Origin of the sequence: Mycobacterium sp. 4858 (assembly GCF_900240975.1) — a bacterium.
In the GTDB taxonomy this organism is placed as follows: domain Bacteria; phylum Actinomycetota; class Actinomycetes; order Mycobacteriales; family Mycobacteriaceae; genus Mycobacterium.
This window is the reverse complement of record NZ_LT968776.1, coordinates 729,899-752,671: the sequence shown is the minus strand read 5'-3', so window position 1 is coordinate 752,671 and position 22,773 is coordinate 729,899. Positions and strand designations below refer to the sequence as shown.

The following is a 22,773-nucleotide window of genomic DNA, read 5'->3' as shown; positions in this document are numbered from 1 at the left end:
GGCTGACGACGGCTGGCGGCTTCTGGGGCCGGCCGGGTGCAGGCTCGCACACCGCCCTCACGATACGGGCGTGATCGCTTGACGCCGTCAAGATCCGGAAACAAAATCGCAGGTAACGAGATGGGCGCCACAATGAATCGACCGGTCGCCGCAGGCTTTCGCGGTGCGATCCGAAGCGCGATCGCCGCAGGGACCGTCTTCCTGGCAATGACCGCGGCTTGCGCGCGTGGCGACGCGGGACGCCCAGCCTTGGGTGCAAGCACGCGGGCTCCCGGACCGGACGTCGCGACAATCGTCAAACCGCCCGACCCGGCGCCCGCGGTTGACTTCACAAAAATCTCCCGGCTGATCAACGACGCGATCGCGGCGAACCGGTTGCCGGGTGCGGTTGTGGTCATCGGTCACGGCGGCAAGGTCGCCTTCCACCAGGCCTACGGTTCCCGCAAGCTGGCCGGCGAACCCGGCCTGGACGGGTCGCAGGCACCCGCCGAGCCGATGACCGAGGACACGATCTTCGACTTGGCGTCGTTGACCAAGAGCCTCGCGACGGCGACCGCGGTCATGCAGCTCTACGAGCAAGGCAAGGTTGCGTTCGACGACCCCGTGCAGCAGTACCTGCCCGATTTCAACACCGGGAACGATCCGCGCCGCGCAAAGGTGACCGTTCGCATGCTCCTCACCCACACGTCCGGGGAAACCGGGGACGTGAACCTGGGAGACCTGTGGGGGCTGGACAAGGCCGACAAGGAAGAGGGCCTTCATCGCGCGCTCACCACGCCACTGGAGTCGGACCCCGGCCAGGCTTTCCGCTACTCGGACATCAATTTCATCCTGCTGGGAGCGCTGATCGAGAAGGCCACCGGCGAGGCCCTGGACGTCTACGTTCAGCGACAGGTGTTTGAGCCGCTCGGCATGGCAGACACCCGTTACCTCCCCCCGGCGCAAGCGTGTGGTCCGCACACGACGCTGGGCGCCGCGGTCGCCTGGGCTCCCGCGCCGCAAGACCAAGCGCCGGCGGCCTGCCCAGAGGGCACCTGGAACACCGGTCTGCTGCCCCGCATCGCACCGACGGCACGAGACGAAGAGGGCAGAGGGGATCCGGGCAAGAATCCGGACCTTGATCACCTGCTCCGGGGCACTGTGCAGGACACGACGGCGCGGCGCATGGGGGGAGTGGCCGGGCATGCGGGCGTGTTCTCGACGGCCCACGATGTCGGCGTTTTTGCCCAGGCACTGCTTGACCGGCTCGCGGGCCGTCCGAGCCAATTCCCCTTGGCGCAAACAACTCTCGAGATGATGACCAGTCCGCAGCAACCGGGACACACGCTCGAGCAACTCAAGGCGGCCAACGCCGCCGCCCGAGCGGCCGTCGCGAAGAGACCGAACAGAGCGGATCCGCTGCTCGCCCCGCACTATCCGGCGATCGCGGGGCAGAACCTGCGCGGCTTCGGCTGGGATATCGATACGGGCCAGTCCGCGCCGCGGGGCGTCGTCTTCCCGATCGGTAGCTTCGGCCACACCGGCTTCACCGGAACCTCCGTGTGGATGGACCCGAGCTCAGACACCTACGTCGTGGTGCTCTCGAATTCGATTCACACCCGGGGCAGTCCACCGATGTCGGATCTGCGCGGTGAGATTGCCACGGCAGCGGCTCAGGCCCTGGGCCTTTAGGGCCGCTCGAAGTGTTGGTAATCGAGGGGAGCCGTCCACTCACCACCCCACCGCCAGCCACGATCTGTGAAGACCCGGACCGCCGGGTCGCCGGCGTGTAAGAGTCCCGGATCAGTGCGGCTGCGGTCCAGGTAGGCCGCCGCGTTGCGCGGTTCGAAATATCCGCTTGCGTACAGGCACGGATTGACAAGTGGATTGAGATCGATCGCCCGGCCGTAAGCGTGCGGAGACCATTCGTCGGTCCCCGGGATGGTTCGGCAGTTGAACGCCGACGTGTTGTTGTCCTCCATGGACAATTCGTCATCCGCATCCGGATAGTGGTCGACCGTGCGGATCTTCTCGACGGGAAAACGCAGCCGGTAGAGCTGGTCGAAGATCGCGGTGACGTCCGGCACCAAGTCCTCGTACACGATCAGCTCGCCCCGATGCGCCTGGCCGTCGAAACCGATGTGGTCGAAGGTGATCCGTCGCAGGCGCTCCGGCTCGACGGGGCAGCCCGGCCGCCAGCTCGCGCCGAGCTCGGCGGCGGTGACCGGTTCGACGGTCGCGCCGGCGGGTGCAAGCGGCGCACCGGCCGACGATGACCCATCGGCCGACGATGACGGTGGAGCGGACCGCGACGGTGCCGCCGGAGGCGGCTGCGCGGCGGTGCACTGCACCAGCACGAGACACGCTGCGAGCATTCCCGCCACCGCGGGACCCCGCCGCTCGGAGGGCGTCAACTGGGATGAGTCCTCACCGCTTGCTTCTTCCATCCCTACCAGGCCGCCGCGACAAGCCGTATGGCCCGGCGAGCCCGGTGCCAAGCTACCTCGGATCGGCGCGGCGCCGATTCCGATCAGGCGGATTGTGATCCTTTTGCGCACGGGGCCTCGCGCATACCTTCCCTCAGGTGACGTCAAATGTGGGCAGCCCCACGACCCAGGTACCTCGAGCCCTACCCGCCACGTTCAAGCAGGCCCTCTTCGTCGCGGTGACAGCCGGATTGGGTTATGGCTTCGACTCGTACGCGGTGAACATCTACGGCTTGGTGCTGCCGGACATAAAGAAGACGTTGCATATCACCGACGCCGAGGCCGGCTACATCGGCTCAATCTTCCTGCTGGGCTACACAATCGGCACCATCGGCTTCGGATACGCCGCCGACCGGTGGGGGCGTAAGACCACCCTCGGGGCGTCGATCCTGCTCTACGGCATCACCACCTCATTGGCCGGGCTCACGGCGAATGTCGCCGCCTTCACCGGACTTCGCTTCCTCACCGGGGTGGGCGGTGCCGGGGAACTGGCGGTCGGTGCGCCCTACACCGCCGAGGTCTGGCCTGCGAAGACGCGCGCCCTCGGAGTCGGCGGGGTGATCTTCTCCTTCTTCTCCCTGGGCTATGTCCTCGCAGCGGCCGTCGCGCTGGCCCTGGTGCCGCGGTTCGGCTGGCAGTCCGCCTTCATCGTGGCGATCGTCCCGGCCGTCGTCCTGTTCCTCGTCCGGCGGGGAATAGCCGAATCGCACCGGTACACCGACGTGCAGGCCCGGGTCGACAACGGGGCCAGCAAGCCGCGGCTGTGGCACCTTCCCGGCGTGCGTCGGCGACTGTTCTCCGGCTGGCTGATCTACACTGCCAACGCGGTCGGCTACTGGGGCGTGACCGTCTTCTTGACGACGTACATCGTCAAGAGGTTCCACGCCTCCTCGATCGAGGCGATCCGCTACGCGCTGCTGTTCTTCCTGCTCCAGGTCGTATTCGTCTACCTGGGAACCGCGCTCGCCGATTGGGTGGGCCGGCGCCCCTCGGCGATCCTCGCCGGAGTGATCGAATTGGTCTCGACCGTCCTGGCCGCCACCTCCCACTCGTTGGACCGCTACCTGGTCTTCGGTGCGATCGCCATCGCCACCCTCGGCTGGCTGTGGGGCGTCGGGGACACGTACGTCTCAGAGCTCTTCCCAACGGTGTTGCGCGGCACGGGTTTCGGCATCGCAGTTGGCGGCGGCCGCGTCGTCTCCATCGCGGCCCCGGCCGTGGTCGGTTGGGGCATCACGCATTACGGGCTCGAGGCGCCGTATCTGGCGCTCGCCGGCCTTTGGGCGCTGACGCTGCTCGGCTACGCGATCGGACCGGAGACGAAAGGCAAGGAACTCGAAGATCTGGCTGACGAGGCCCTCACCGAAGACCTCGTGCCCGTCAGGCCGGGGAACTAGCGAGCGGCCGCCGTCACGACCGGCGCGCCACGATCACCGGGACCTTGGCCCGGTTGACCACCGCCGCCCCGACCGATCCCAGCAACCTGCCCCTGACCCAGCCGCAGCCGTGGCTGCCGACCACGACGAGTTGCGCGCGCTGGGACGCCTCGATCAGCCAACGCGCCGGATCACCGATTTCGATCCTGCGATCGACCCCCACGTCGGGATAGCGTTCGCGCCAACCGGCCAGTCGCTCAGCGAGCGTCGCCTCCTCCTCGGATAGTTGAGCGTCCCATTTGGCGTCCTGGAACGACCCCTTGGAGCCGGCAACCCGGGGATCGGTCCAGGCGTGCATGGCCACCAGCCCGACACCGCGCCGGGAGGCTTCCTCGAATGCGATGGCAGTGGCCGCTTCCGACGCCGGCGAGCCGTCGATGCCCACCAGCACCGGTGCCCGCGCGCCATTGCCGGTCAGGGCTTTGTCGTCGTGGATTACGGCGACCGGGCAATGCGCGTGGTAAACCAAGTTCGAACTCACCGAGCCCAGGAAGTTGCCGGCCAGGACGCCGCCGTGTCCCCGGTAGCCGACCACGACCATCTCCGCGGCTTTGGAGAGGTCGATGAGCGTCGGGACGGTGGCAGAACGCAACACCTTGCCGTCGATCTGCACCGGATCGCGCTCACCGGTGTTCTCCTCGGCGACCTTGATCGCCGACGAGATGACATCGCGTGCCCGCTGCTCCTGCCATTGGCTGAAGCCGGCCAGCGCGGCGACCTCGAACCACTCCGGCAAGAGGGCGTCGACGACATGCACCAGGGTCAGCGGCGCCTTCCTCAGCGCCGCATCCCGGGCCGCCCACCGGACGGCACGCAGGGCCGCGGCCGAGCCATCAACGCCTACCAAGACGGCGCCACGTGGTGGTTGCCACATTTGGAGTTCTTCCCTGATCGGCCGTGTACCCACCGGCAGGATCACTCGGGGCGGCCGTGACTGTCAGGGCCGAAGAGATCCAAGCCGAAGGACCAAAGGCCCCGAGTGAGTCGCGTGACCCATTGATACCCTTCAACGCACGGCGCACATCTGAAAACGTCGGCCACCACGAACCTTCCTGGGAGGAGTTCATGCGCAGGAGCGCATCATGACCGATGCCGTATGGAACCTCTATGCCGAGCAGATGGACAACGTCGACGGCTGGTTCTTCGAGGCCGATGTCGCGCTTTTCACCAAGCTGCTCGCCTGCCAGACGGCCGAGCGCATCAAGGGGGACATGCTCGAGATCGGCACATACCAGGGCAAGTCCGCCATCCTGATGGGTTACGGCCTGCGTGACGACGAAGAACTGGTGATCTGCGATCTCTTCGATGCGGTGGTCGATCACGACGACCTCGCGCCGCTCCCGCGCCGGCAGTACGCGGGCCTGGACCAGCAGCAGTTCCTGGCCAACTGGGACCGGTTCCACACTCGCCGGCCACAGCTCGAGGTCTGCCCGTCGTCGGAGCTCGATCTTGGCGAACGGGCACTTCGGTTCACCCACATCGACGGCTGTCACAGCTACCGGTGCGTGGCGAAGGACATCCACCTCGCCGTGACCCACGCTGCGCCACGTGGCGTGATCGCGCTGGACGACTACCGGGGCGTCGAAACCCCGGGCGTGGCGGCGGCCGTCTGGCAGGCGGTCGGCAACGGCTTCTTGTTCCCGTTCGCGGCGACCTACATGAAGCTCTACGCCTGCGCGTCCGCCGCCGATCAGAGTTACTGGTTGGACCGGGTCCGCGACAGCGCCGACATCTGTGCCTCGCCCGACTTCGCGTTGCCGTCTTATGACAGCGTCTCGGCCGCGCAGATCCACCATTCGACCGCCCCGCGCTGACACGCGTATCGATCATTCCGCGGTCGGCGGCGCTTGCTCCTCGGTCGAGTGACCGCGACGGGCCTCATCCTCCAAGAGGTCGGCCGCCGTGGTGGCGCTCTGCGCGGGTGTGGCCATCAGGGCGGCGACCTCGCGGGTGCGGGCCATGCACTGCGGTGTGAGGATGGACCGCAGATCCGCGACCAACGAATTGAGCGTGGTTTCGCCGTAGAGCCGTCCAATGCCCACTCCCAGTTGGTTGACCGCGGCCGCCCAGAGCGGCTGGTCGACCGAGACGGCCAGGGCCAGCGTAGGGACTCCGGCCCGGATGCCCGCGAACGTGGTGCCGGGACCCCCGTGGTGGACGACCGCGCGGCAAGCGGGGAAAACGGTCGCATGGTTCACCGAGCTCACCAGCTTCACGTGCTCGGACTGCGGGAGGTCGCTGAGGTCGCTGACGCCGCTGCAAATCAACGCGCGTTCGCCTAGTTGGGCGCAGGCGGTGGTCATCGTGACTATGTCGACGGAAGATGCGACGCGCGCGCTGCTGCCGAAACCGAAATAGATTGGCGGTGTTCCCGCATCGAGCCATGACGCGACGTCGTCGTCGACCTCGGTCGGCAGCTCCAGCGTCAGCCCGCCGACGAAAGGTCGCCGGACACCGTGTTGCGCCCATTCGGCCGCCAGTCCCGGAAAGAAGAATTCGTCATAGGCCTGGATCTCCACTGGGTGCGGCGCGGATGGGCCCATTTCCGCTGACAGCCCCAGTGCTCGGCGCAGCTCGTCTTCGGCGTCTTTGGTTACGGGCGAAAGCGTTTCGCTCGGAGCGATGGGGTAGATGTGCATGGCGGCCTGTGGAATCCCATAGTATTCCGCAACGTTGGCTGCCAGCCCCTGCTCGCTGGCGTCCGTCAGCAGCAGGTCCGCCCCGTCGGCCAGCGACGTGAGCGCCCTGCCCAGCCCCGGCCACATTTGCGTGATGTCCCGGAAGATTTCCCACGCCATGGCAACAGGATTCGGCGTCGGCCCGTATTTGCGTGCGATTTCTGCGTTCTGCCGCACCTGGTCGGGGCCGTGGGAGACCGCGGTGAGGCCCGCCGACTCGATGAAGCCGACGTAGTTGGGCGGGACCGCCATCAGCACGTCGTGGCCCCTGCGTTGCAGTTCCCGGGCGATGGTGGCGCACGGCTCGATGTCGCCGCGAGTTCCCAGCGTTGCCAGCACGAATCTCATCGCGGGAGGCCCACTTTCGATCTGAAATAGTCGATCGTCCGCTCGAGCCCCTGCTCGAACGGGACGCGTGGGCGCCAGCCGAGGCTGGACTCGGCGAGAGAGATGTCCGGCTTGCGCCTCTTCGGGTCGTCCGGGGGCAGCGGCTTGAAGACGGTCGGCGAGGTGGATCCGGTCCTTTCCCTGATCATGGTCGCTGTTTCGAGGACGGTGAGTTCGGCTGGACTGCCGAGGTTTACGGGCCCGGTGAAGGAGGGTTCGCTCACCGCCATCTTCACGAGCCCGTCGACGAGATCGTCGACGTAGCAAAAGGACCGCGTCTGGCTGCCGTCACCGAAGATGGTGATCGGGTCGCCGCGCAGCGCCTGGACGATGAACGTCGAGATGATCCGCCCGTCCTCGATATCCATCCCCGGACCGTAGGTGTTGAAGATGCGGACGACCTTGATGGGGACACCATAGCGGCGCGCGTACTCGAGCATCAGCGTCTCGGCGACTCGCTTGCCCTCTTCGTAACATCCGCGCGCGCCGAAGCAATTGACGTTGCCCCAGTAGCTTTCGGCCTGCGGATGGATTGCCGGATCCCCGTACACCTCGCTGGTGGACGCCTGAAGAATGGTCGCCCCCGATTCGCGCGCCAACTCCAGCAGGTTCCTGGTCCCGACGTAGTTGGTGTCCAGCGTGGACAACGGATCCCGCTGGTAGGCCCGGGGCGAGCCCGGGCACGCCATGTTGAAGATGACGTCCAGCGGACCCGAGACGGCCGAGCCGACCGGCCGGGTGATGTCGTGCTCGAAGAAGCTGAAGCCCGGATCGCCCGCGAGTCGCTGCACGTTCGCGCGGCTGCCGGTGCAGAAGTTGTCCAGCCCGACGACCTCCATGCCGTCGCGGCGGAGCCGATCGCAGAGGTGGAACCCCAGGAAGCCCGCGGCGCCCGCAACCAGGGCTCTCACCTTGCCTCCTTAGCGACGGTTCGCTCGTCAACACGACGTAGCCTCGCATGGCCGGCCGGGGGCGCCGCAAGACGGCCGCCGGAACGGTTTCTGTCCACATGGCGGTGATAGGCGCACCGAACCGAACGCGCGCGTTGACTCCGTGCCCGGCTTCTGGCCCGGTCAACGCACCCAAGCCCTACCATTGATGAACGGGGGCCACCGCTTGTCGAGCCTCCGAATCATCGAGGCGCTGAATCGAGGAGAAGTGTCCGTGCAACTGTCGCTCACACCCCCGTCCATCACGAGAAGGCTGCTCATCGCCGTGTCGTTCGTGATCGCGTTCGTTGCTTCGGCGTCGCTGCCGGCCACACTCGCTGCGGCCCATGCCGACCCGATCGGTTTCCCGCCGGACTGGCCGAACTACGAAATGCAGACCGAACAGACGATGTGCAACGCCATGGCACAGGGCTGGTCACGCGCTCAGATCGTCGGCGCGATGCAACAGGCGAACAACCAGAGCATTACGGGGCTGACCCCGCAGCAGGCCGCCAAGCGCGCCAACATGTGGGTCGACCTCGGCCGGATCAAGTACTGCCCCGGCGCCGTCGCCAGCTAGCAGAGGGCGGCGGAGAACCACCCGCCGGCCACGACGGCGATCACGAGCGCGGCGGTGGTGTGCCCCGTCGAGGCGGCGACGACGACTCCGGTGATCGCTGCGATGAGGGCCATGACCACGACCAGGGCCAGCAGTATCCGATGTGAATGGACCGCTCCATTAGCGCGCGGTGCAACGACTACGTACTTGCTCGATCCGTGGGGTGCGGCCATGGAAGCTCCCATCGCGTTTGTGACCTCGGATACAAAGAAAGCACAAATGTGCTGCGCATCACAACAGGGCGCGATGAACTGGCTCGACTTTTAGCCGTTCGTTAACCGTCCGGATCGGGCGCCCACCTTGGTGGGCGCACCTCCGGCCGGCGCGTCGACCGTGCGGCCGCCAATGCCACGGTGCGCTCGCCGTTGATCGTCATCAGCGGCGGAGGCTGGCCCTTGCGCAGCGTCGCGATCAGTTCTCGGTACGGGCCAATGAGGTAGACGGTGTCACCGGCTTTCAGGCGGGCGTCGCGGCGCGGGCGCAACCTGACCGGCCCTTCCGGCCGGGTGATCGCGATGACGCGCGTCTGAGTGGACAGATCGACCATCCGCAGCCCGTCGAGCTCGCTGCCCGCCGCCACCAGCATCCCGCCGACCATGAAGGAGCGCTGGCCCACCCAGAACGTGCCGAGCACCTGCAAGCCCATCGCCGCGCCGATGAACCACGGCGCCGCCAGGTCGACGATCGAGCGCACGTTCTCGAAACCGAACCGCCGGTGCACCGCGGTGCCCAGCGCGCGGCCTTGAACGCGCATGACGATGGGCACCGTCGTGTCGGATCCCAGCATTTCGAGCAGCACGATCCCGGTTTCGATGTTCTTCATGTCGTCCTGCGTCACCAGCGCCACCCCGCGGGCGCGGTCGATGCGCGCCGACTGCAGCGTCTGGCGCATCGTCGGATCCCCGAAGATCACCGGCACATCGAGTTCGGCCACGGTCGGCAGGAAGCGGTTGCTGTCGTCCGGCTCGATGACCAGGACGTCGTATCCGGCTGCCGCGAGATCACTGACGACGCGCACCCCGATCGAACCCAACCCGACGACGACGACGTGGTCGTGCATGTGGCGCGCGCGCCGCAGTCCGGCCGATTGGACGAAGCGGCGCGACAGCAGGAGGTCGGCAAGGAACGCGACGAGGATGGCGGTGACGCTTGCGCCGCCGAACATCAACAAGACGCCGAACAGCCGCAGGGAAGTGGATTGTTGGGCGAAGCTGAAGTCGCCGTAACCCACCGTCGTGATCGTTTCGGACGCGAAGTACAGGGCGTCGATCCACGACATTTTGGGGTTGTGATAGGCGAAGCGCACCACGGCCGTCGAGCCAAGAGTGAGAAGCAGCGCGAACGCCAGCGAGGGGAAGAGCATGGGGTTCACTTCGTCTCGGATGGCGCGCGCCGCGTCGATGACCCGCCGGATCGGGGAGTGGCGAGCGCGCGTCGCGGCCGGGGGAGGCAAGGTGATTCCGCGGGCCTCCAATTCGTCCTTCACGCCGATCATCGACGTCCAGTCGCCGGCGTAGACCCGCAGATCTCGTCCGGGGCATGGCACCACCTCACCGGGAGCGGGCGAATTCTTGCCGTGAACCACCGCGACCGGTGCCAGGTCGGCGTAGATCTCCCGGAGCGTCGCGCTGTAAGGCGCCTCGGATCCCCAGACCACGAATTCGATACCCGCCGTGTCGAATTGGTGCGCGTTACGTGACAACACTGCCTCGACGATCGAGGGCGCCGCGAGGTCGGCGACGTCCAAGATCGCGCCGGGACCGTTGACAGCAACCACCGCTTCGCGCAGTACGTCGTTGGCCAACCGTGCCACCACCCGCACGTTCGGGCTGAACTCTCTTGCCAACAAGGCGATTTCGAGGTTCACTGCGTCATTGGGGCCCGCGCACACGACGGCACGTGCGCGATGCACCCCGGCCCCGAGCAGGTCGGCGGCGGTGTTGATCTTGATGATTCGCGCGCCCGCGCCCCTCAGCTCCTCGGCGATCGTCTTCGACAGCGCGTCGTCACCGCTGACGATTATCTCGCGGTGAAATTGAAAGAGCTCGCCCATCCCGTGGGGCTTCGTTCGATTCTTACGCGCGTCGATCGCCACGGCTGGTCGCCGGACGACCGCCGTTTGTGTTGCGTGGCATGACTACTCCTACTTCTGCTGCAGCTGCGTGGTCCATATGACTATCGGCCAACGCGCAGGGAAGTGCCACCGGAAGCCGGCCGCCGTGGAATCGATGCCATGGACTTTCTGTGACGCAACAGGTTCGACTTGCGGTGGTGACGCGGGCGAAATGGTCGAGGCGTACAAAACGCTCGCACGCCAGTGCCGACGATCAAGCTAAGGAGCGTTGCGTGTCCGATAAGACGCCCGACGATATTTTCAAACTCGCCAAGGATGAGAACATCGAGTACGTCGACGTCCGCTTCTGTGACTTGCCCGGCACCATGCAGCACTTCACAATTCCGATCTACGCCTTCGATGAGAGCGTCTTCGAGGACGGCCTGGCCTTCGACGGTTCCTCGATCCGCGGGTTCCAATCGATCCACGAGTCCGACATGGTGCTGCTGCCCGATCCGGAGACCGCGACCATCGACCCGTTCCGGGCTCGCAAGACGCTGAACGTGAACTTCTTCGTGCACGACCCGTTCACCCTCGAGGTGTACTCGCGCGACCCGCGCAACATCGCCCGCAAGGCAGAGAACTATCTGATCAGTTCCGGCATCGCGGACACCGCCTATTTCGGTCCGGAGGCCGAGTTCTACATCTTCGACTCGGTCAGCTTCGACTCGAGCACCAACGAATCGTTCTACAAGGTCGACGCGGCATCCGGGTGGTGGAACACCGGAGAGGACGCCGAGCCGGATGGGAGCCCCAACCTCGGCTACAAGGTCCGCCCCAAGGGCGGGTACTTTCCGGTGGCCCCCACCGATCACTACGTCGATCTGCGCGACGAGATCCTCACCCACCTGACCAACGCCGGTTATTCCCTGGAGAAGGGCCACCATGAAGTCGGCAGCGGCGGCCAGGCCGAGATCAACTACAAGTTCAATACGTTGCTGCACGCGGCCGACGACCATCAGATGTACAAGTACATCGTCAAGCAGACCGCGTGGCAGGCCGGGAAGACCGTCACGTTCATGCCCAAGCCGTTGTTCGGCGACAACGGTTCCGGTATGCACTGCCACCAGTCGCTGTGGAGGGACGGCGTGCCGCTGATGTACGACCCGACGGGATACGCCGGCCTGTCCGACACTGCGCGGCACTACATCGGCGGCTTGCTGTACCACGCCCCGTCGTTGCTGGCCTTCACCAACCCGACCGTGAACTCATACAAGCGTCTGGTTCCCGGCTTCGAGGCGCCGATCAATCTGGTCTACAGCCAACGCAATCGGTCGGCGTGCGTGCGCATCCCGATCACCGGCAACAATCCGAAGACCAAGCGGCTGGAATTCCGTTGCCCCGACTCGTCGGGCAACCCGTACCTGTCTTTCGCGGCCCAGTTGATGGCCGGGTTGGACGGCATCAAGAACAAGATCGAGCCGCCTCCGCCGGTCGATAAGGACCTCTACGAGCTGCCGCCGGAGGAGGCCGCGGAGATTCCGCAGGCGCCCACGCAGCTGTCCGCGGTGATCGATCGTCTGGAGGAAGACAGCGAATACCTGACCGAGGGCGGAGTCTTCACCCCGGACGTCATCGCGACGTGGATCAACTACAAGCGCACCTACGAGATTGCGCCGTTCAACCTCCGGCCGACCCCGTACGAATTCGCCCTCTACTACGACGTATGAGGTAGTTCGCTCCCGGCGCAGTTAACGTCGCCGAGGTCCCGGGTACCCGAACGGACATGGGGTGGGTGCAATCACACGCGATCGCGATCTTCTCGGCGTTGCTGTCCGCGTTCTGGGCCGCGGTCGGGATCGTCGTCCGGCAGCGCGCCGCTCAGGACGTTCCGGCCGATGACGGCATGTCGGGAACCATGGTCACCACGCTGGCCCGCAAACCGTTGTGGTGGGCGGGCACGGTCGGAGCGGTCGCCGGTTACGTCTTTCAAGCCGTGGCGTTGGCCCACGGATCCCTGCTTCTGGTCCAGCCGCTGCTGGTTTCGTCGCTGCTGTTCGCGCTGCCGATGAGCGCACGGCTGTGCCACCAACGGATCAGCGCGGCGCAATGGGGCTGGGCGACGCTGCTGACGGCGGCCTTGGCGCTCTTCGTGCTCGTCGGCCAGCCCCGCGAGGGCCACAACCGCCCCGCGGTACCGGCGTGGACCCTCGCGTTGTCGGTGACGGTGCCGTTGCTGGTTGTCTGCGTCATCGCCGCGAGCCGCGCGGTCGGGCGTGCGCGGGCGATGTTGCTGGGCGCCGCCGTGGCGGTCCTGCTCGGCATGATCGCCGTCTTGACGAAGATCTGCACGCACCGCTATGCCGTCGGCGGCTGGCACGGTCTCCTCACGGTCCCCGCTCCCTACCTCCTGGTGGGCCTGGCCGTCGCCGTGACGGTGGTGCAGAACTCGGCGTTCCACGCCGGGGCGTTGCAGGCGTCGGTGCCGATCATGTTGGTGGGGGAGCCCGTTGTCGCGGTCCTGCTCGGCATCGCGGTGCTGGGTGAACACCTGGCGGTGGGGCGCTCGACGGCCCTCGAGCTGCCGGTCTCGGTCGCGGCGATGGTGGCCAGCGCCGTCGCCCTGAGCCGCAGCCAGGCGATCGAGTCGCAGCGCCATCCGGCGCGGGCCTCAGTGCCAGATGGGAACGGGGCTTACGAGTCCTGCCCGGTTTCCAGCAGTCGCAGCGGGTGCAGACCGTCGACCGCGCCGACGAACGGCGGGTGGATGCTGTAGCCGAGCATGCGGCGAATGTCGTCGGAAACCGTCCGGGCGATGTCGCGCGGTACCGACAACGTGAAGGCTTCCATCGGCCGCAGCCACGGCTGGCAGTACTGGGCGGTGACGGCGAGGCGGTCGCGGTCCGTGCTGTTGGCGCCCCCGCCGTGCCACAGGGTCCCGACGAAGAAGACGCACGACCCGGCGGGCATCACGACGGGCACGGCCGCATCGTCGGGGCCGGGCCTGCGCTTGCCCCAACGGTGGCTGCCCGGGTAGAGCACCGTGGCGCCGTTGTCGGCGGTGAAGTCGTCGATGGCCCAGATCGTGGCCGCCGCCAACGGTTCTCGTGGCCGCGGAACCGGATAGAAGCCGTCGTCGTGGTGGGCCAGCTGCGCGGCCTCCCCGGGCTGAATGTTGATGGCCTGCAACGCCGAAAGCAGGTAGTTGGGCATCAGCAGCCGATCGAGCACCGCAAGCACGCGGGGGTTGTCGACCAGCCCGTCGCAGACCCGCGTTCGGCTCAGCAGGCTGTAGATGCGCTGGGTGCGCCGGCCCTCGAAGGAGTTGCGTCCCGTGTGGGCGAGCCACGGGCGCACGACCTCACGGATCTGCCGGCACTGCTCGCCGGTGAGCAGGTTCTCCCAGACGACGTAGCCGTCACGGTCGAGGGCCGCCATGTCCGCCTCGACGACGGCGCTGTCCACCGACTGCCCGCCGCTCGGCGTCCGCCGGTACCGCTGCGCGAGGTCGCCCCTGAGGTCTTCCAGCGTGGTGACGGGCTCGTCGTCGATGTTCATTGGCACTCGTCCTTCATCCCGCACCCACACTAAGCCGAGTTCCCCTCAACTCACACCGAATCGCGGGGGACGCACCCGACAGGACAACACCGGCTTTGTGTACAAGGATGAAGCGGTGCGGATGCTTCTCGTGCTGGCGAGCTTCGCCGCCCTCATCGGCGTCGCCGCTCCGGCGCAGGCCGATCCGCCCGGCAACAACGGGCCGGGCCCCGATGCGAGTTTCCTGGCGGCGCTCGATCAGGCGGGCGTTCCCGTCAAGAGCGGGCCGGTCGCGATCGGGGTCGCGAAGAAGGCCTGCCAACTGATGGACCAGGGCCACTCGCAGGCCGACGTCATCCAAAGCATGTCGGCGAGCAACCCGGGATTTTCCGTGGACGATGCAACCAAGTTCACGGTCAGCGCGGTGGCCGCCTACTGCCCCCAGCACCTCGGGGAACCGACCACCGAGCCACCGCCAGGTCCCACGCTGCCGCCGACGGGGATGTGGCCCATGTTTCCGTGGCCGACGCCGGGCGCCGCGTAGGGCGCGGGACCCCGTCCAGGAAGATCGAACGATGTGGTCTGACTGGTGGATGATTCTGATCGGCCTCGCAAGCGCGTTTGCGGTGATCTGGGTGATCCTCGCCATCACCCTCTGGTTGATGAAACCCCAGGCCAACATGCAGGACCTGGTGCGCCTGCTGCCCGATGTGCTTCGGCTGTTGAAACGCCTCGCCGCCGACGACGAACTGCCGCGACGGATCCGGATCGCGCTGGTCGCGCTCATCGCCTTCGTCGTGTCGCCCATCGACTTGATCCCCGATGCCATCCCGGTCATCGGGTTCGCCGACGACGTGATCATCGTCGGCCTGGTGCTGCGCTGGATCAGCCGCAAGGCGGGATCCGAGGCGCTCGCCAAGCACTGGCCAGGCACACCCGACGGGCTCGCCACCTTGTGCAAACTGTGCGGGCTGCCCGATCCCGCACTGGAGTGACGGCCTCGATACCGCTCGCGCGGGCGTGCCCATAGGCTGGCAGACCATGGCAATCGACCGAGCCGCTCTACTGGCGGGCAGCATCCGACTCACCTCCGGCATCTGGTTCCTCATCGACCCCCTGAGCGCGAACCGGTTCTGGGGAGACCCGGGCGACCCGGCTCCGACCGCGCGACTGTTGTTGCGCTCCATGGGATATCGCGACGCGTTGATCGGCGGCATGCTCGCGGCGGCGGCGGCGCTGCGCGGCAAGAACACCCGCGGCTGGTTCCTGGCGTCCGGCGGTGCGGACGCGGCGGACCTGCTCGGCGGCATCAGTGTCCACGACGAACTGAAACCCTCGCAACGGATCATCGGTCTCGGCGGCGCGGTCGTCGGCATCGGCGTCGGGCTGTGGGGTGCGGCGCGTCGTACCACCGGGGTCGAGCGGGGAGCCGGTCGCGGGGGCGAGCTGAATGCGGTTGACTGAGCACCATGGGTCTAGGCGTGCTGACATTCGTGACGGACGAGGGCATCGATCCCGTGGCGCTCGGGCAGGCGCTCGAGCAGCGTGGGTTCGAGTCGCTGTTTCTCGCTGAGCATTCCCACATTCCGGCGGGGGACGTAACGCCGTATCCGGCGGGCGGACCGATCCCGCCGAAGTACTACCGCACCCTGGATCCTTTCGTGGCGTTGACCGCGGCCGCGGTCGTCACCGAACGGCTCGTCCTGGGTACCGGCATCGCACTCGTTCCGCAGCGCGATCCGATCCACACGGCCAAGGAGGTGGCGTCACTGGACCTGTTGTCGCAGGGACGGTTTCGGTTCGGTGTCGGCGTGGGCTGGCTGCGCGAAGAGATCGCCAACCACGGCGTCGATCCCGCGGTTCGCGGCCGGGTCGTCGACGAGCGGATCGACGCGATGATCGAGATCTGGACGCACGAAACGGCCGGGTTCCACGGCGAATTCGTGAACTTCGAGCCGATCTACAGTTGGCCCAAGCCGGTGCAGAAGCCCTATCCGCCGCTGTACTTCGGCGGCGGGCCCGCGGGCTTCAAACGCATCGCCCGGCTGCATGCCGGTTGGCTGTCGATGACACCGTCCGCGGAGGTGCTGGCCCCGCAACTTCAGCGACTGCGCGATGTCGCCGGCCAGGACGTACCGGTGATCAGCTTCCACGGCGGCGCGCCGACGGCCAACGAGCTGGAGGGCTACCTCGCCCTCGGGGTGGAGCACCTGCTGGTGGAGCTGCCCACCGAGCCTCGCGACCAGACCCTCCGCCGGCTCGACGAGCTCCAGGCCGAGGCCGCAAAGCTGACGTAAGCCTAAGTGCCGCAGAACGTTTGGTACTTTCCGAAGTCCTCCGGGGCCGGGCTGGCGTAGCGCTCCAGACCCGGCCGCTCGTCGAAGGGCGCGGCCACCGCAGCGAGGAGCTGTTCGACGGGTCCCAGCTCGCCGGCCGTCGCGGCGGCCAGGGCCTCCTCGACCAGGTGGTTGCGCGGAATGTAGACCGGGTTGGCCCGGTCCATGACGTCGGCGTCGGGGCGCAGGCTCTGCCAGCGCGACAGCCAGGCGTCGAACCCGGCGAGGTCGACGAACAATCCGCGCGCGGGTTCGGCATCGCCGCGCGCCGCCCGGCCGAGGTGGCGGAAGAACGAGGTGTAGTCGACGTGGCTGTCCTTCAGCAGGGCAAGCAAGTCGTCGGCCAGCGCCGTGCAGTCTCGGGCTTCGATGTCGGCCGGTAAACCGAGTTTGGCGCGCATGCCGGACGACCACACGGCGTCGTACTCGCGCTGGAAGACGCCGAACGATGCCTCCGCAAGCGCGACCGCCTCCTCGATGTCATCGGAGAGCAGGGGGAGCAGCGTCTCGGCGAACCGAGCGAGGTTCCAGCCCGCGACCAGGGGCTGGTTGCCGTAGGCGTAGCGCCCCCAGAAGTCGATCGAACTGAAGACCGTGTCGGGGTCGTAGGCCTCCATGAAAGCGCACGGTCCGTAGTCGATCGTCTCGCCGGAGATCGTCATGTTGTCGGTGTTCATCACCCCGTGCACGAATCCGATCAGCATCCAGCGAGCGATCAGCGATGCCTGCACCGCGACCACGCCTTCGAACAGTGCGAGGTAGGGGCGTTCGGCCTGTGCGGCGCCGGGGTGGTGGCGAGCGATCGCATGGTCGGCGAGGCGCCGCAGCAATTCGCCGTCGCCGGAGGACGCTGCGTACTGGAAGCTGCCCACCCGCAGATGGCTGCTGGCCACCCGGGTCAGCACGGCCCCGGGCAATTCCGCTTCGCGCAGCACCGGACGGCCGGTGCCCACCACGGCCAGCGATCGTGTCGTCGGCACGGAAAGCGCGTGCATCGCTTCGCTGACGATGTACTCGCGCAGCATGGGACCGACCGCCGCCAGCCCGTCGCCGCCGCGCGCGAACGGCGTCGGCCCGGAGCCTTTGAGGTGGATGTCGCGCAGACGGCCCTCGGCGTCGACGAGCTCGCCGAGCAGCAGGGCGCGTCCGTCGCCCAGCCGGGGGACGAAGCCGCCGAATTGATGCCCCGCGTAGGCCTGGGCCACCGGAACGGCGCCGCTGGGCACCAGGTTGCCGACCAGGAAGCGCAGTCCGTCGGGACTCCGCAGCCAGTCCGCGTCCAGTCCGAGCTCCGCCGCAAACCCGTCGTTGAACGCCAGCAGCCTCGGCTCGGCCGGGGCCTCCGCTTGCCAGCGCATGGCCATCTCCGGCAGCTCACGGAAGAACCGGTGTTGCAGGGCAACGGTCATATCCGGAGCGACACTCACCTCGTCGAGCCTACGGAAAGTTCGGCGGTGCAGGCCTAGCCGACTCCGATGGCCTGCTTGATCACATCGCGGGCGCGGTCGAGCATCGACGCGAACGGCCCCAGGGCGAAATTCAGCTTCGCCGACTCGACGCCGGGGTGCGGGCGGGTCGGCGCGATGGCCTCGGCCGCTCGCACAGCCGCGCCCATCCGCTTGAGATCGTCCTCGTCGACTTTCCGGAGCAAAACGGGGAACTCGTCTTCCTCCTCGTGCCGTGCGTGCTCGAGAACGGCGTCGCGCAGCCTGGTCACGGCGTCGACGAACTGCTGCGAGGCGATATCGAGGTCCTCGATCTGTGACAGCAGCTCCTTGGCTTCGTGCTCTTCTTTGAGCCGGGCGTCGACGATGGCGTCCCCGTCGTCGGTCTCGCGGCGCACCCGCGGGTGCACCACCATTTCCTCGGCCGTCTCGTGGACGGCGAGCAATTGACGCAACTCGACGAACGGCTTCTCCCGCGCCTGCGGGTCGGACGCGTGCAGGACTTCGTCGAACATGTCCTCGATGAGGTTGTGTTGCGCCTTCAGGAAAGCGACGACCTCGTCGGGCGATTGCACAATCATGTCGGCCATCGCGATACCTCCAGTGTTCTGGGAGTTGGAAATTCGCACCATGGGCTGTGTGCGGCTCGTCGAGACGTACCCGCTGTACAAACCGCTAAACGAGGGCGGTCGCGCCGGCGCGGCCACCTCGGCCCAGGGGCCAAAGCGATCTGGATCACACGCCGGGTGCCGATGTTATCTGTCCGCGCCCGAATGGGTAGCCGACCCAAAGGCGCTTTCGTGCCGATCCAGACAATCAACGCAGGAGGCGAGTTTTTCAATGACTTCAACGGACAAGACGACGGTTTTGGCGCAGCTGCGCGCTTTGCACCAGCTGACCAACACCGAGATCCAGGTTGCCGAAACCCGCATCGCACAGGCGCGTACCGAGGCCGTCGAGCGGGAACTGACACAGAACGCGTCGAACGCACGTGACCGTTCCGAGGCGATCGAGAAGGCGATACGCGGGTTGGGTGGCGTCCCCGACATCGTCGGCCCGTTCCTGGGCCGCGCCGCGGCGGCGGTCAAGGCGCTGACCGAACAGGCGCAACCGTTCGACGAGGCGCTGCTGGGCGACCTGGCGCTGGAGGATCAATTGCTCGACCGCGCCCGCTACCTCAAGGCGCTGGCCGTGGCCGCCGAGCTCCCCGAGGTGGAGAGCCTGGCGACGCGACTGATCACCGCTCATTCGGCGACCGTCGATTGGCTGACGACCGTGCTCGCCGAGGATGCGCTCGGTGGGCCGGCGGCGCTGCGTCGCACACCGTTGCAGGCGGCGGCCGGAACCGCGGTCAAACTGGTGAACCTGCCGGTCGAGTGGTCGGTCCGCAGTGTCGACAGGGCCGCGGACGCGCTGCGCTCGGCCCGCCCGACGTTCAACGAACTGGTCAGCAGGGGCGCGCACGCGGGTGACGTGGCGACCCGGGCGATCGTCGCTTCCCGGAACGCCGCCCTCGAGGCGGCCGAGCGGGTGACCCGCAACGAGGGGGCCCGGCAGACCGCCGACGCCCTGCACGCGGCACGCGCCTCCGTGGGGGTCCTCGACGCCGACGAGCTGCCCATCGCCAACTACGACGAGCTCAACGTGAGCGAGGCCGTCGCCGAGGTGAAGGACCTCACCAATCCGAGCGACGTGCGGGCGATCATCGCGTACGAGGAGGCCAACAAGAACCGCCAGCGGGTGGTGTCGGCCGCCCAAACGCGCGTTGCCGCCATCGCGCAGGAGGTCGTCGGCATCAACTAGCCGAAAATTCCACAGCCAGGCCGCCCGGGCGAGGGCTCGATCCTCGGGCGGTCTGGCCATTTCTGCGTCGAGGGGGCATGCCCAACCGCCCGTTTGGGGATATCGCTACGGTTAAGGCACCAATCCGATACCGATAACCACGAGAGACCGAATGTACGACCAGGTCAACACCAGCGCGACGGAGCCCGACGACGCCATCGGCTACCGCATCGACCCCGTTTTGGCCCGGAGCTGGCTATTGGTCAACGGTGCGCACGCGGACCGGTTCCAGTCCGCGGTGCACTCGCGGGCCGACATCGTCGTACTCGACATCGAGGACGCCGTCGCACCCAAAGACAAGCACGCCGCCCGCGACAACGTGGTGAGCTGGCTGGACACCGGCAACACCGACTGGGTGCGCGTCAACGGGTTCGGCACCCCGTGGTGGGCGGACGACCTCGCGGCACTGGCGGGAACGCCGGTCGGAGGGGTGATGCTGGCGATGGTCGAATCGGTCGACCACGTCACCGAGACCGCCCAACGGCTGCCCAACGTGCCGATCGTGGCGTTGGTGGAGACGGCCCGCGGGCTCGAACGCATCACCGAAATAGCCGCGGCGAAGGGCACCTTCCGGCTCGCCTTCGGCATCGGAGACTTCCGCCGCGACACCGGTTTCGGGGAGGACCCGAGCACGCTGGCCTACGCCCGCTCGCGCTTCACGATCGCCGCGAAGGCGGCCAGCCTGCCCAGCGCCATCGACGGGCCCACGATCGGCTCGAATGCGTTGAAACTGATCGAGGCCACGGCCGTGTCCGTGGAATTCGGGATGACCGGCAAGATCTGCCTGACGCCGGACCAGTGCGCGGTGGTCAACGAGGGCCTGTCGCCATCGCACGACGAAATATCGTGGGCGAAGGAGTTTTTCGCCGAGTTCGAACGTGACGGGGGAGAGATTCGTAACGGTTCCGACCTGCCGCGGATTGCCAGGGCCACGAAGATCCTCGAGCTGGCCCGCGCCTACGGCATCGAACCGTCGGACTTCGACGACGAAGAACGGGATCATTCGCCCGCGCCGTCGGACACCTATCACTACTGAGCGGCGAAGCGGGTCCGAACATGAGCGTTGCGGTGGAGTTCCATTTCGACCCGATGTGTCCGTTCGCCTATCAAACGTCATTGTGGATTCGCGACGTGCGCGATCAACTCGGCATGACCGTCGACTGGCGTTTCTTCAGCCTCGAAGAGATCAACCGGTCCGAGGGCCAGAAGCACCCGTGGGAGCGGGAGTGGTCCTATGGGTGGTCGTTGATGCGGATCGGGGCGCTGCTGCGCCGAACGGACATGGCGCTGCTGGATCGGTGGTACGGCGCCATCGGCCACGAACTGCACACGCTGGGCGGTAAACCGCACGACCCCGCGGTTGCCCGTCGCTTGCTGTGCGACATCGGCGCCGACCCGTCGGTTTTCGACGCGGCGCTGGACGACCCGACCACCCACGACGAGATCCGCTACGACCATCAGCGGGTCATCGACGCCGGCGGCTATGGTGTTCCCACCCTGTTCTTGTTGGGGCAGTGCCTGTTTGGACCGGTCTTGGTGGACCCGCCCACCGGTCCCCAGGCGTTGACGCTGTGGAATGTCGTCACCGGCATGGCCGAGTTGCCCCACGTGTACGAGCTGCAGCGACCCAAATCACCCGCCGACGTCGAGCTCATCGGCCGGAGCCTGCGTCCCTACCTGGCCGGGCGTGACTGGGTCAGCATCAACCGCGGTGAAGTCATCGATGTCGAGCGCCTCACCGGCCAGGGCACCTAGGCCGCGTGTCGCGCGAGGCGGACCCCGACGCGGATCTCCAGCTCGCTGACCGTGATCGTGGGGACGCGCGGCGGCGCCATCGAGCGGTAGCCCTTGCCGGTGGGCGTCGTGAATAGCGCTGTGTGCGTGTGGTTTTCGTCGACGGCGGTGCTCACCCGCCATCCTGCGTTCTCCTTCACGTAGTTGCAGTGCTCGCACAGCCCCAGACCGTTGTCCGCGGTGGTCGGGCCGCCGTCGGCCCACGCCCGCGCGTGGTCGCGGTGTCTGACCGGCGCATCGCAGTAGGGCGTGCGGCAACGCTGATCGCGCAGGCCGATGAATGCGGCCAGCCCGCGGGGAAAGAGGCGTGCCCGTGACTCCATCGCCACCAGCGCCCCGGATCGCGGATGCGCGTACAGCCGGCGCAGCGTCGCGCGCGAACGCCGGTCGGTGACAGCGCTACTGACCATTGCGCGCGCGACCGCCGCGGGGACGGGACCGTAGCCGGCGAGGTCAGCGGGCGCGTTGTCACCGCCGAGCAGCGTCTCGTCGGACAGCACCAGGTTGACCGCGATCGGGCTGGGGACCGTGGCGCTGCGGCCGGTGACCCGTTCGACCAGGGTGTCGGCCATCACCTGACCGCGCGTGCGCCCGTCGCCGCGGGTGTCCGCTTCGCGGCGCAGCGTCGCGTACACCGAAACGCCTTGCGCCACAGGTAATAATGCGGTGAGGTACGTCATCGTGTCGGGCGCGGGCCGAATGGTGACGGTGCGTTCCATCTCGGCTTTGGCCGCCCGCTCGACGACGGCGTGCGGATCCAGCCGGTAGGCGATCGCTTTCGCCGCGGCGGCAACTCGCGCGTCGCCCATGCCGTCCAGTCCCGCCGGGTCGGCGCACAGCTCCGCGTCCAACGCCCGGCGATCCTCGACTTCCAGGCAGGCGCTCTCGCGGACGATCAGCGTCGCCCGCCACTCCGACAACGCCCCGCATTCCAGCGCCGCCAGCGTGTGCGGCATCTCGTAGACGAGGGCCTTGGCGAAGCCCAGATGCCGACCGCCCCGGGCGGGGGAGTCGCGCCGCGCCAGCGCGACTTCGCTGGCCACGCCGCGCCCGCGCCCGCGCGGCGGGCACCCCTTCGGCCGCCTCGGTGGCCCGCCGTGCGGCGTCCAGTGCGGCCGCGGCCCGGGCCTGGCCGGCAGCGGCGGCGCACTTGACCATCTCCAGCTCGGCGATGCGCTCTATCAGGGCCAATTCACCGGCCGCCGGGTCGACGTTCGCCAATTCTTCGAACATAAGTTCGATAATAACGCAG

At 67.4% G+C, this 22,773-nt stretch carries 21 protein-coding genes and 1 pseudogene; 13 read left to right on the top strand and 9 right to left on the bottom strand.

Annotation, left to right across the window (positions count from 1 at the left end):
- Nucleotides 1-207: 207 nt before the first annotated feature.
- Nucleotides 208-1,671: a serine hydrolase domain-containing protein gene (locus C1737_RS11985; RefSeq protein WP_102419912.1), complete on the top strand. Its 1,464-nt coding sequence runs from the start codon at nt 208-210 to the stop codon at nt 1,669-1,671.
- Here the strand turns inward: C1737_RS11985 and C1737_RS11980 are convergent.
- On the bottom strand, nt 1,668-2,354 hold the full coding sequence (locus C1737_RS11980; protein ID WP_102418425.1) for a M15 family metallopeptidase: 687 nt from the start codon (nt 2,352-2,354) through the stop codon (nt 1,668-1,670). The genes C1737_RS11985 and C1737_RS11980 overlap by 4 nt on opposite strands.
- A 209-nt stretch (nt 2,355-2,563) precedes the next feature.
- On the opposite strand from C1737_RS11980, the gene C1737_RS11975 reads away from it, so the two are divergent.
- Nucleotides 2,564-3,862 (top strand): MFS transporter, encoded by a 1,299-nt coding sequence (locus C1737_RS11975; protein WP_067920933.1) that lies wholly within the window; start codon nt 2,564-2,566, stop codon nt 3,860-3,862.
- A gap of 13 nt (nt 3,863-3,875) precedes the next feature.
- Here the strand turns inward: C1737_RS11975 and C1737_RS11970 are convergent, their stop codons facing one another.
- On the bottom strand, nt 3,876-4,775 hold the full coding sequence (locus C1737_RS11970) for a universal stress protein (RefSeq protein ID WP_067920965.1): 900 nt from the start codon (nt 4,773-4,775) through the stop codon (nt 3,876-3,878).
- A gap of 208 nt (nt 4,776-4,983) precedes the next feature.
- Between C1737_RS11970 and C1737_RS11965 the strand changes: the two genes are divergently transcribed.
- Complete coding sequence (locus C1737_RS11965; protein WP_067920931.1) at nt 4,984-5,715, top strand: class I SAM-dependent methyltransferase; 732 nt, start codon at nt 4,984-4,986, stop codon at nt 5,713-5,715.
- A gap of 12 nt (nt 5,716-5,727) precedes the next feature.
- On the opposite strand, the gene C1737_RS11960 is transcribed toward C1737_RS11965, so the two are convergent.
- Both C1737_RS11960 and C1737_RS11955 read right to left on the bottom strand, forming a co-directional pair.
- Entirely contained in the window at nt 5,728-6,927 is a 1,200-nt protein-coding gene (locus C1737_RS11960) for a glycosyltransferase (RefSeq protein WP_102418423.1), read from the bottom strand.
- On the bottom strand, nt 6,924-7,877 hold the full coding sequence (locus C1737_RS11955; protein ID WP_102418421.1) for a UDP-glucuronic acid decarboxylase family protein: 954 nt from the start codon (nt 7,875-7,877) through the stop codon (nt 6,924-6,926). The genes C1737_RS11960 and C1737_RS11955 overlap by 4 nt, the downstream gene beginning before the upstream one ends.
- Nucleotides 7,878-8,130: 253 nt before the next feature.
- On the opposite strand from C1737_RS11955, the gene C1737_RS11950 reads away from it, so the two are divergent.
- Nucleotides 8,131-8,475 (top strand): hypothetical protein, encoded by a 345-nt coding sequence (locus C1737_RS11950; RefSeq protein WP_142393455.1) that lies wholly within the window; start codon nt 8,131-8,133, stop codon nt 8,473-8,475.
- A 313-nt stretch (nt 8,476-8,788) separates the two neighbouring features.
- Here the strand turns inward: C1737_RS11950 and C1737_RS11940 are convergent, their stop codons facing one another.
- A complete protein-coding gene (locus tag C1737_RS11940; RefSeq protein WP_102418417.1) occupies nt 8,789-10,567 on the bottom strand; it encodes an NAD-binding protein in 1,779 nt (592 codons plus the stop codon).
- Between the two features lie 293 nt (nt 10,568-10,860).
- Here C1737_RS11940 and glnA point away from each other — a divergent pair, with 293 nt between their 5' ends.
- Complete coding sequence (gene glnA / locus C1737_RS11935) at nt 10,861-12,297, top strand: type I glutamate--ammonia ligase (RefSeq protein ID WP_067920922.1); 1,437 nt, start codon at nt 10,861-10,863, stop codon at nt 12,295-12,297.
- A gap of 56 nt (nt 12,298-12,353) precedes the next feature.
- On the top strand, nt 12,354-13,343 hold the full coding sequence (locus C1737_RS11930) for a DMT family transporter (RefSeq protein ID WP_199182827.1): 990 nt from the start codon (nt 12,354-12,356) through the stop codon (nt 13,341-13,343).
- Here C1737_RS11930 and C1737_RS11925 read toward each other — a convergent pair.
- The gene (locus C1737_RS11925) at nt 13,262-14,125 is read right to left on the bottom strand and encodes a phytanoyl-CoA dioxygenase family protein (protein ID WP_102418414.1); all 864 of its coding nucleotides are present in this window, start codon (nt 14,123-14,125) and stop codon (nt 13,262-13,264) included. The two genes, C1737_RS11930 and C1737_RS11925, sit on opposite strands and share 82 nt — an antisense overlap.
- A 121-nt stretch (nt 14,126-14,246) precedes the next feature.
- Here C1737_RS11925 and C1737_RS11920 point away from each other — a divergent pair, with 121 nt between their 5' ends.
- From C1737_RS11920 to C1737_RS11905, 4 genes are read left to right on the top strand one after another with little or no spacing between them, the layout of a single operon-like run.
- Nucleotides 14,247-14,648: a DUF732 domain-containing protein gene (locus C1737_RS11920; protein ID WP_068094542.1), complete on the top strand. Its 402-nt coding sequence runs from the start codon at nt 14,247-14,249 to the stop codon at nt 14,646-14,648.
- A gap of 31 nt (nt 14,649-14,679) precedes the next feature.
- A complete protein-coding gene (locus tag C1737_RS11915) occupies nt 14,680-15,099 on the top strand; it encodes a YkvA family protein (protein ID WP_102418411.1) in 420 nt (139 codons plus the stop codon).
- A gap of 46 nt (nt 15,100-15,145) precedes the next feature.
- Nucleotides 15,146-15,568 carry a DUF4267 domain-containing protein gene (locus C1737_RS11910; protein WP_102418409.1) on the top strand — a complete coding sequence of 141 codons (423 nt, stop codon included), beginning with the start codon at nt 15,146-15,148 and terminating at the stop codon, nt 15,566-15,568.
- Nucleotides 15,569-15,573: 5 nt separating this feature from the next.
- Nucleotides 15,574-16,401, top strand: a complete 828-nt coding sequence (locus C1737_RS11905; protein ID WP_102418407.1) for an LLM class F420-dependent oxidoreductase — start codon at nt 15,574-15,576, stop codon at nt 16,399-16,401.
- Between the two features lie 2 nt (nt 16,402-16,403).
- Here C1737_RS11905 and C1737_RS11900 read toward each other — a convergent pair whose 3' ends face one another.
- Both C1737_RS11900 and C1737_RS11895 read right to left on the bottom strand, forming a co-directional pair.
- Entirely contained in the window at nt 16,404-17,849 is a 1,446-nt protein-coding gene (locus tag C1737_RS11900; protein WP_197516337.1) for a YdiU family protein, read from the bottom strand.
- Between the two features lie 53 nt (nt 17,850-17,902).
- Complete coding sequence (locus tag C1737_RS11895; protein WP_068094462.1) at nt 17,903-18,475, bottom strand: hemerythrin domain-containing protein; 573 nt, start codon at nt 18,473-18,475, stop codon at nt 17,903-17,905.
- 250 nt (nt 18,476-18,725) lie between these two features.
- On the opposite strand from C1737_RS11895, the gene C1737_RS11890 reads away from it, so the two are divergent.
- The 3 genes from C1737_RS11890 (at nt 18,726) to C1737_RS11880 (ending at nt 21,482) form a co-directional block, all read left to right on the top strand.
- Complete coding sequence (locus C1737_RS11890) at nt 18,726-19,688, top strand: hypothetical protein (protein WP_102418404.1); 963 nt, start codon at nt 18,726-18,728, stop codon at nt 19,686-19,688.
- A gap of 151 nt (nt 19,689-19,839) precedes the next feature.
- Nucleotides 19,840-20,763 carry a CoA ester lyase gene (locus C1737_RS11885; RefSeq protein WP_067920905.1) on the top strand — a complete coding sequence of 308 codons (924 nt, stop codon included), beginning with the start codon at nt 19,840-19,842 and terminating at the stop codon, nt 20,761-20,763.
- Between the two features lie 20 nt (nt 20,764-20,783).
- Nucleotides 20,784-21,482 (top strand): DsbA family protein, encoded by a 699-nt coding sequence (locus C1737_RS11880; RefSeq protein ID WP_102418402.1) that lies wholly within the window; start codon nt 20,784-20,786, stop codon nt 21,480-21,482.
- Here C1737_RS11880 and C1737_RS11875 read toward each other — a convergent pair.
- Nucleotides 21,479-22,754: pseudogene (locus tag C1737_RS11875) on the bottom strand (DUF222 domain-containing protein). The gene C1737_RS11880 and the pseudogene C1737_RS11875 sit on opposite strands and share 4 nt — an antisense overlap.
- Nucleotides 22,755-22,773: the final 19 nt, after the last annotated feature.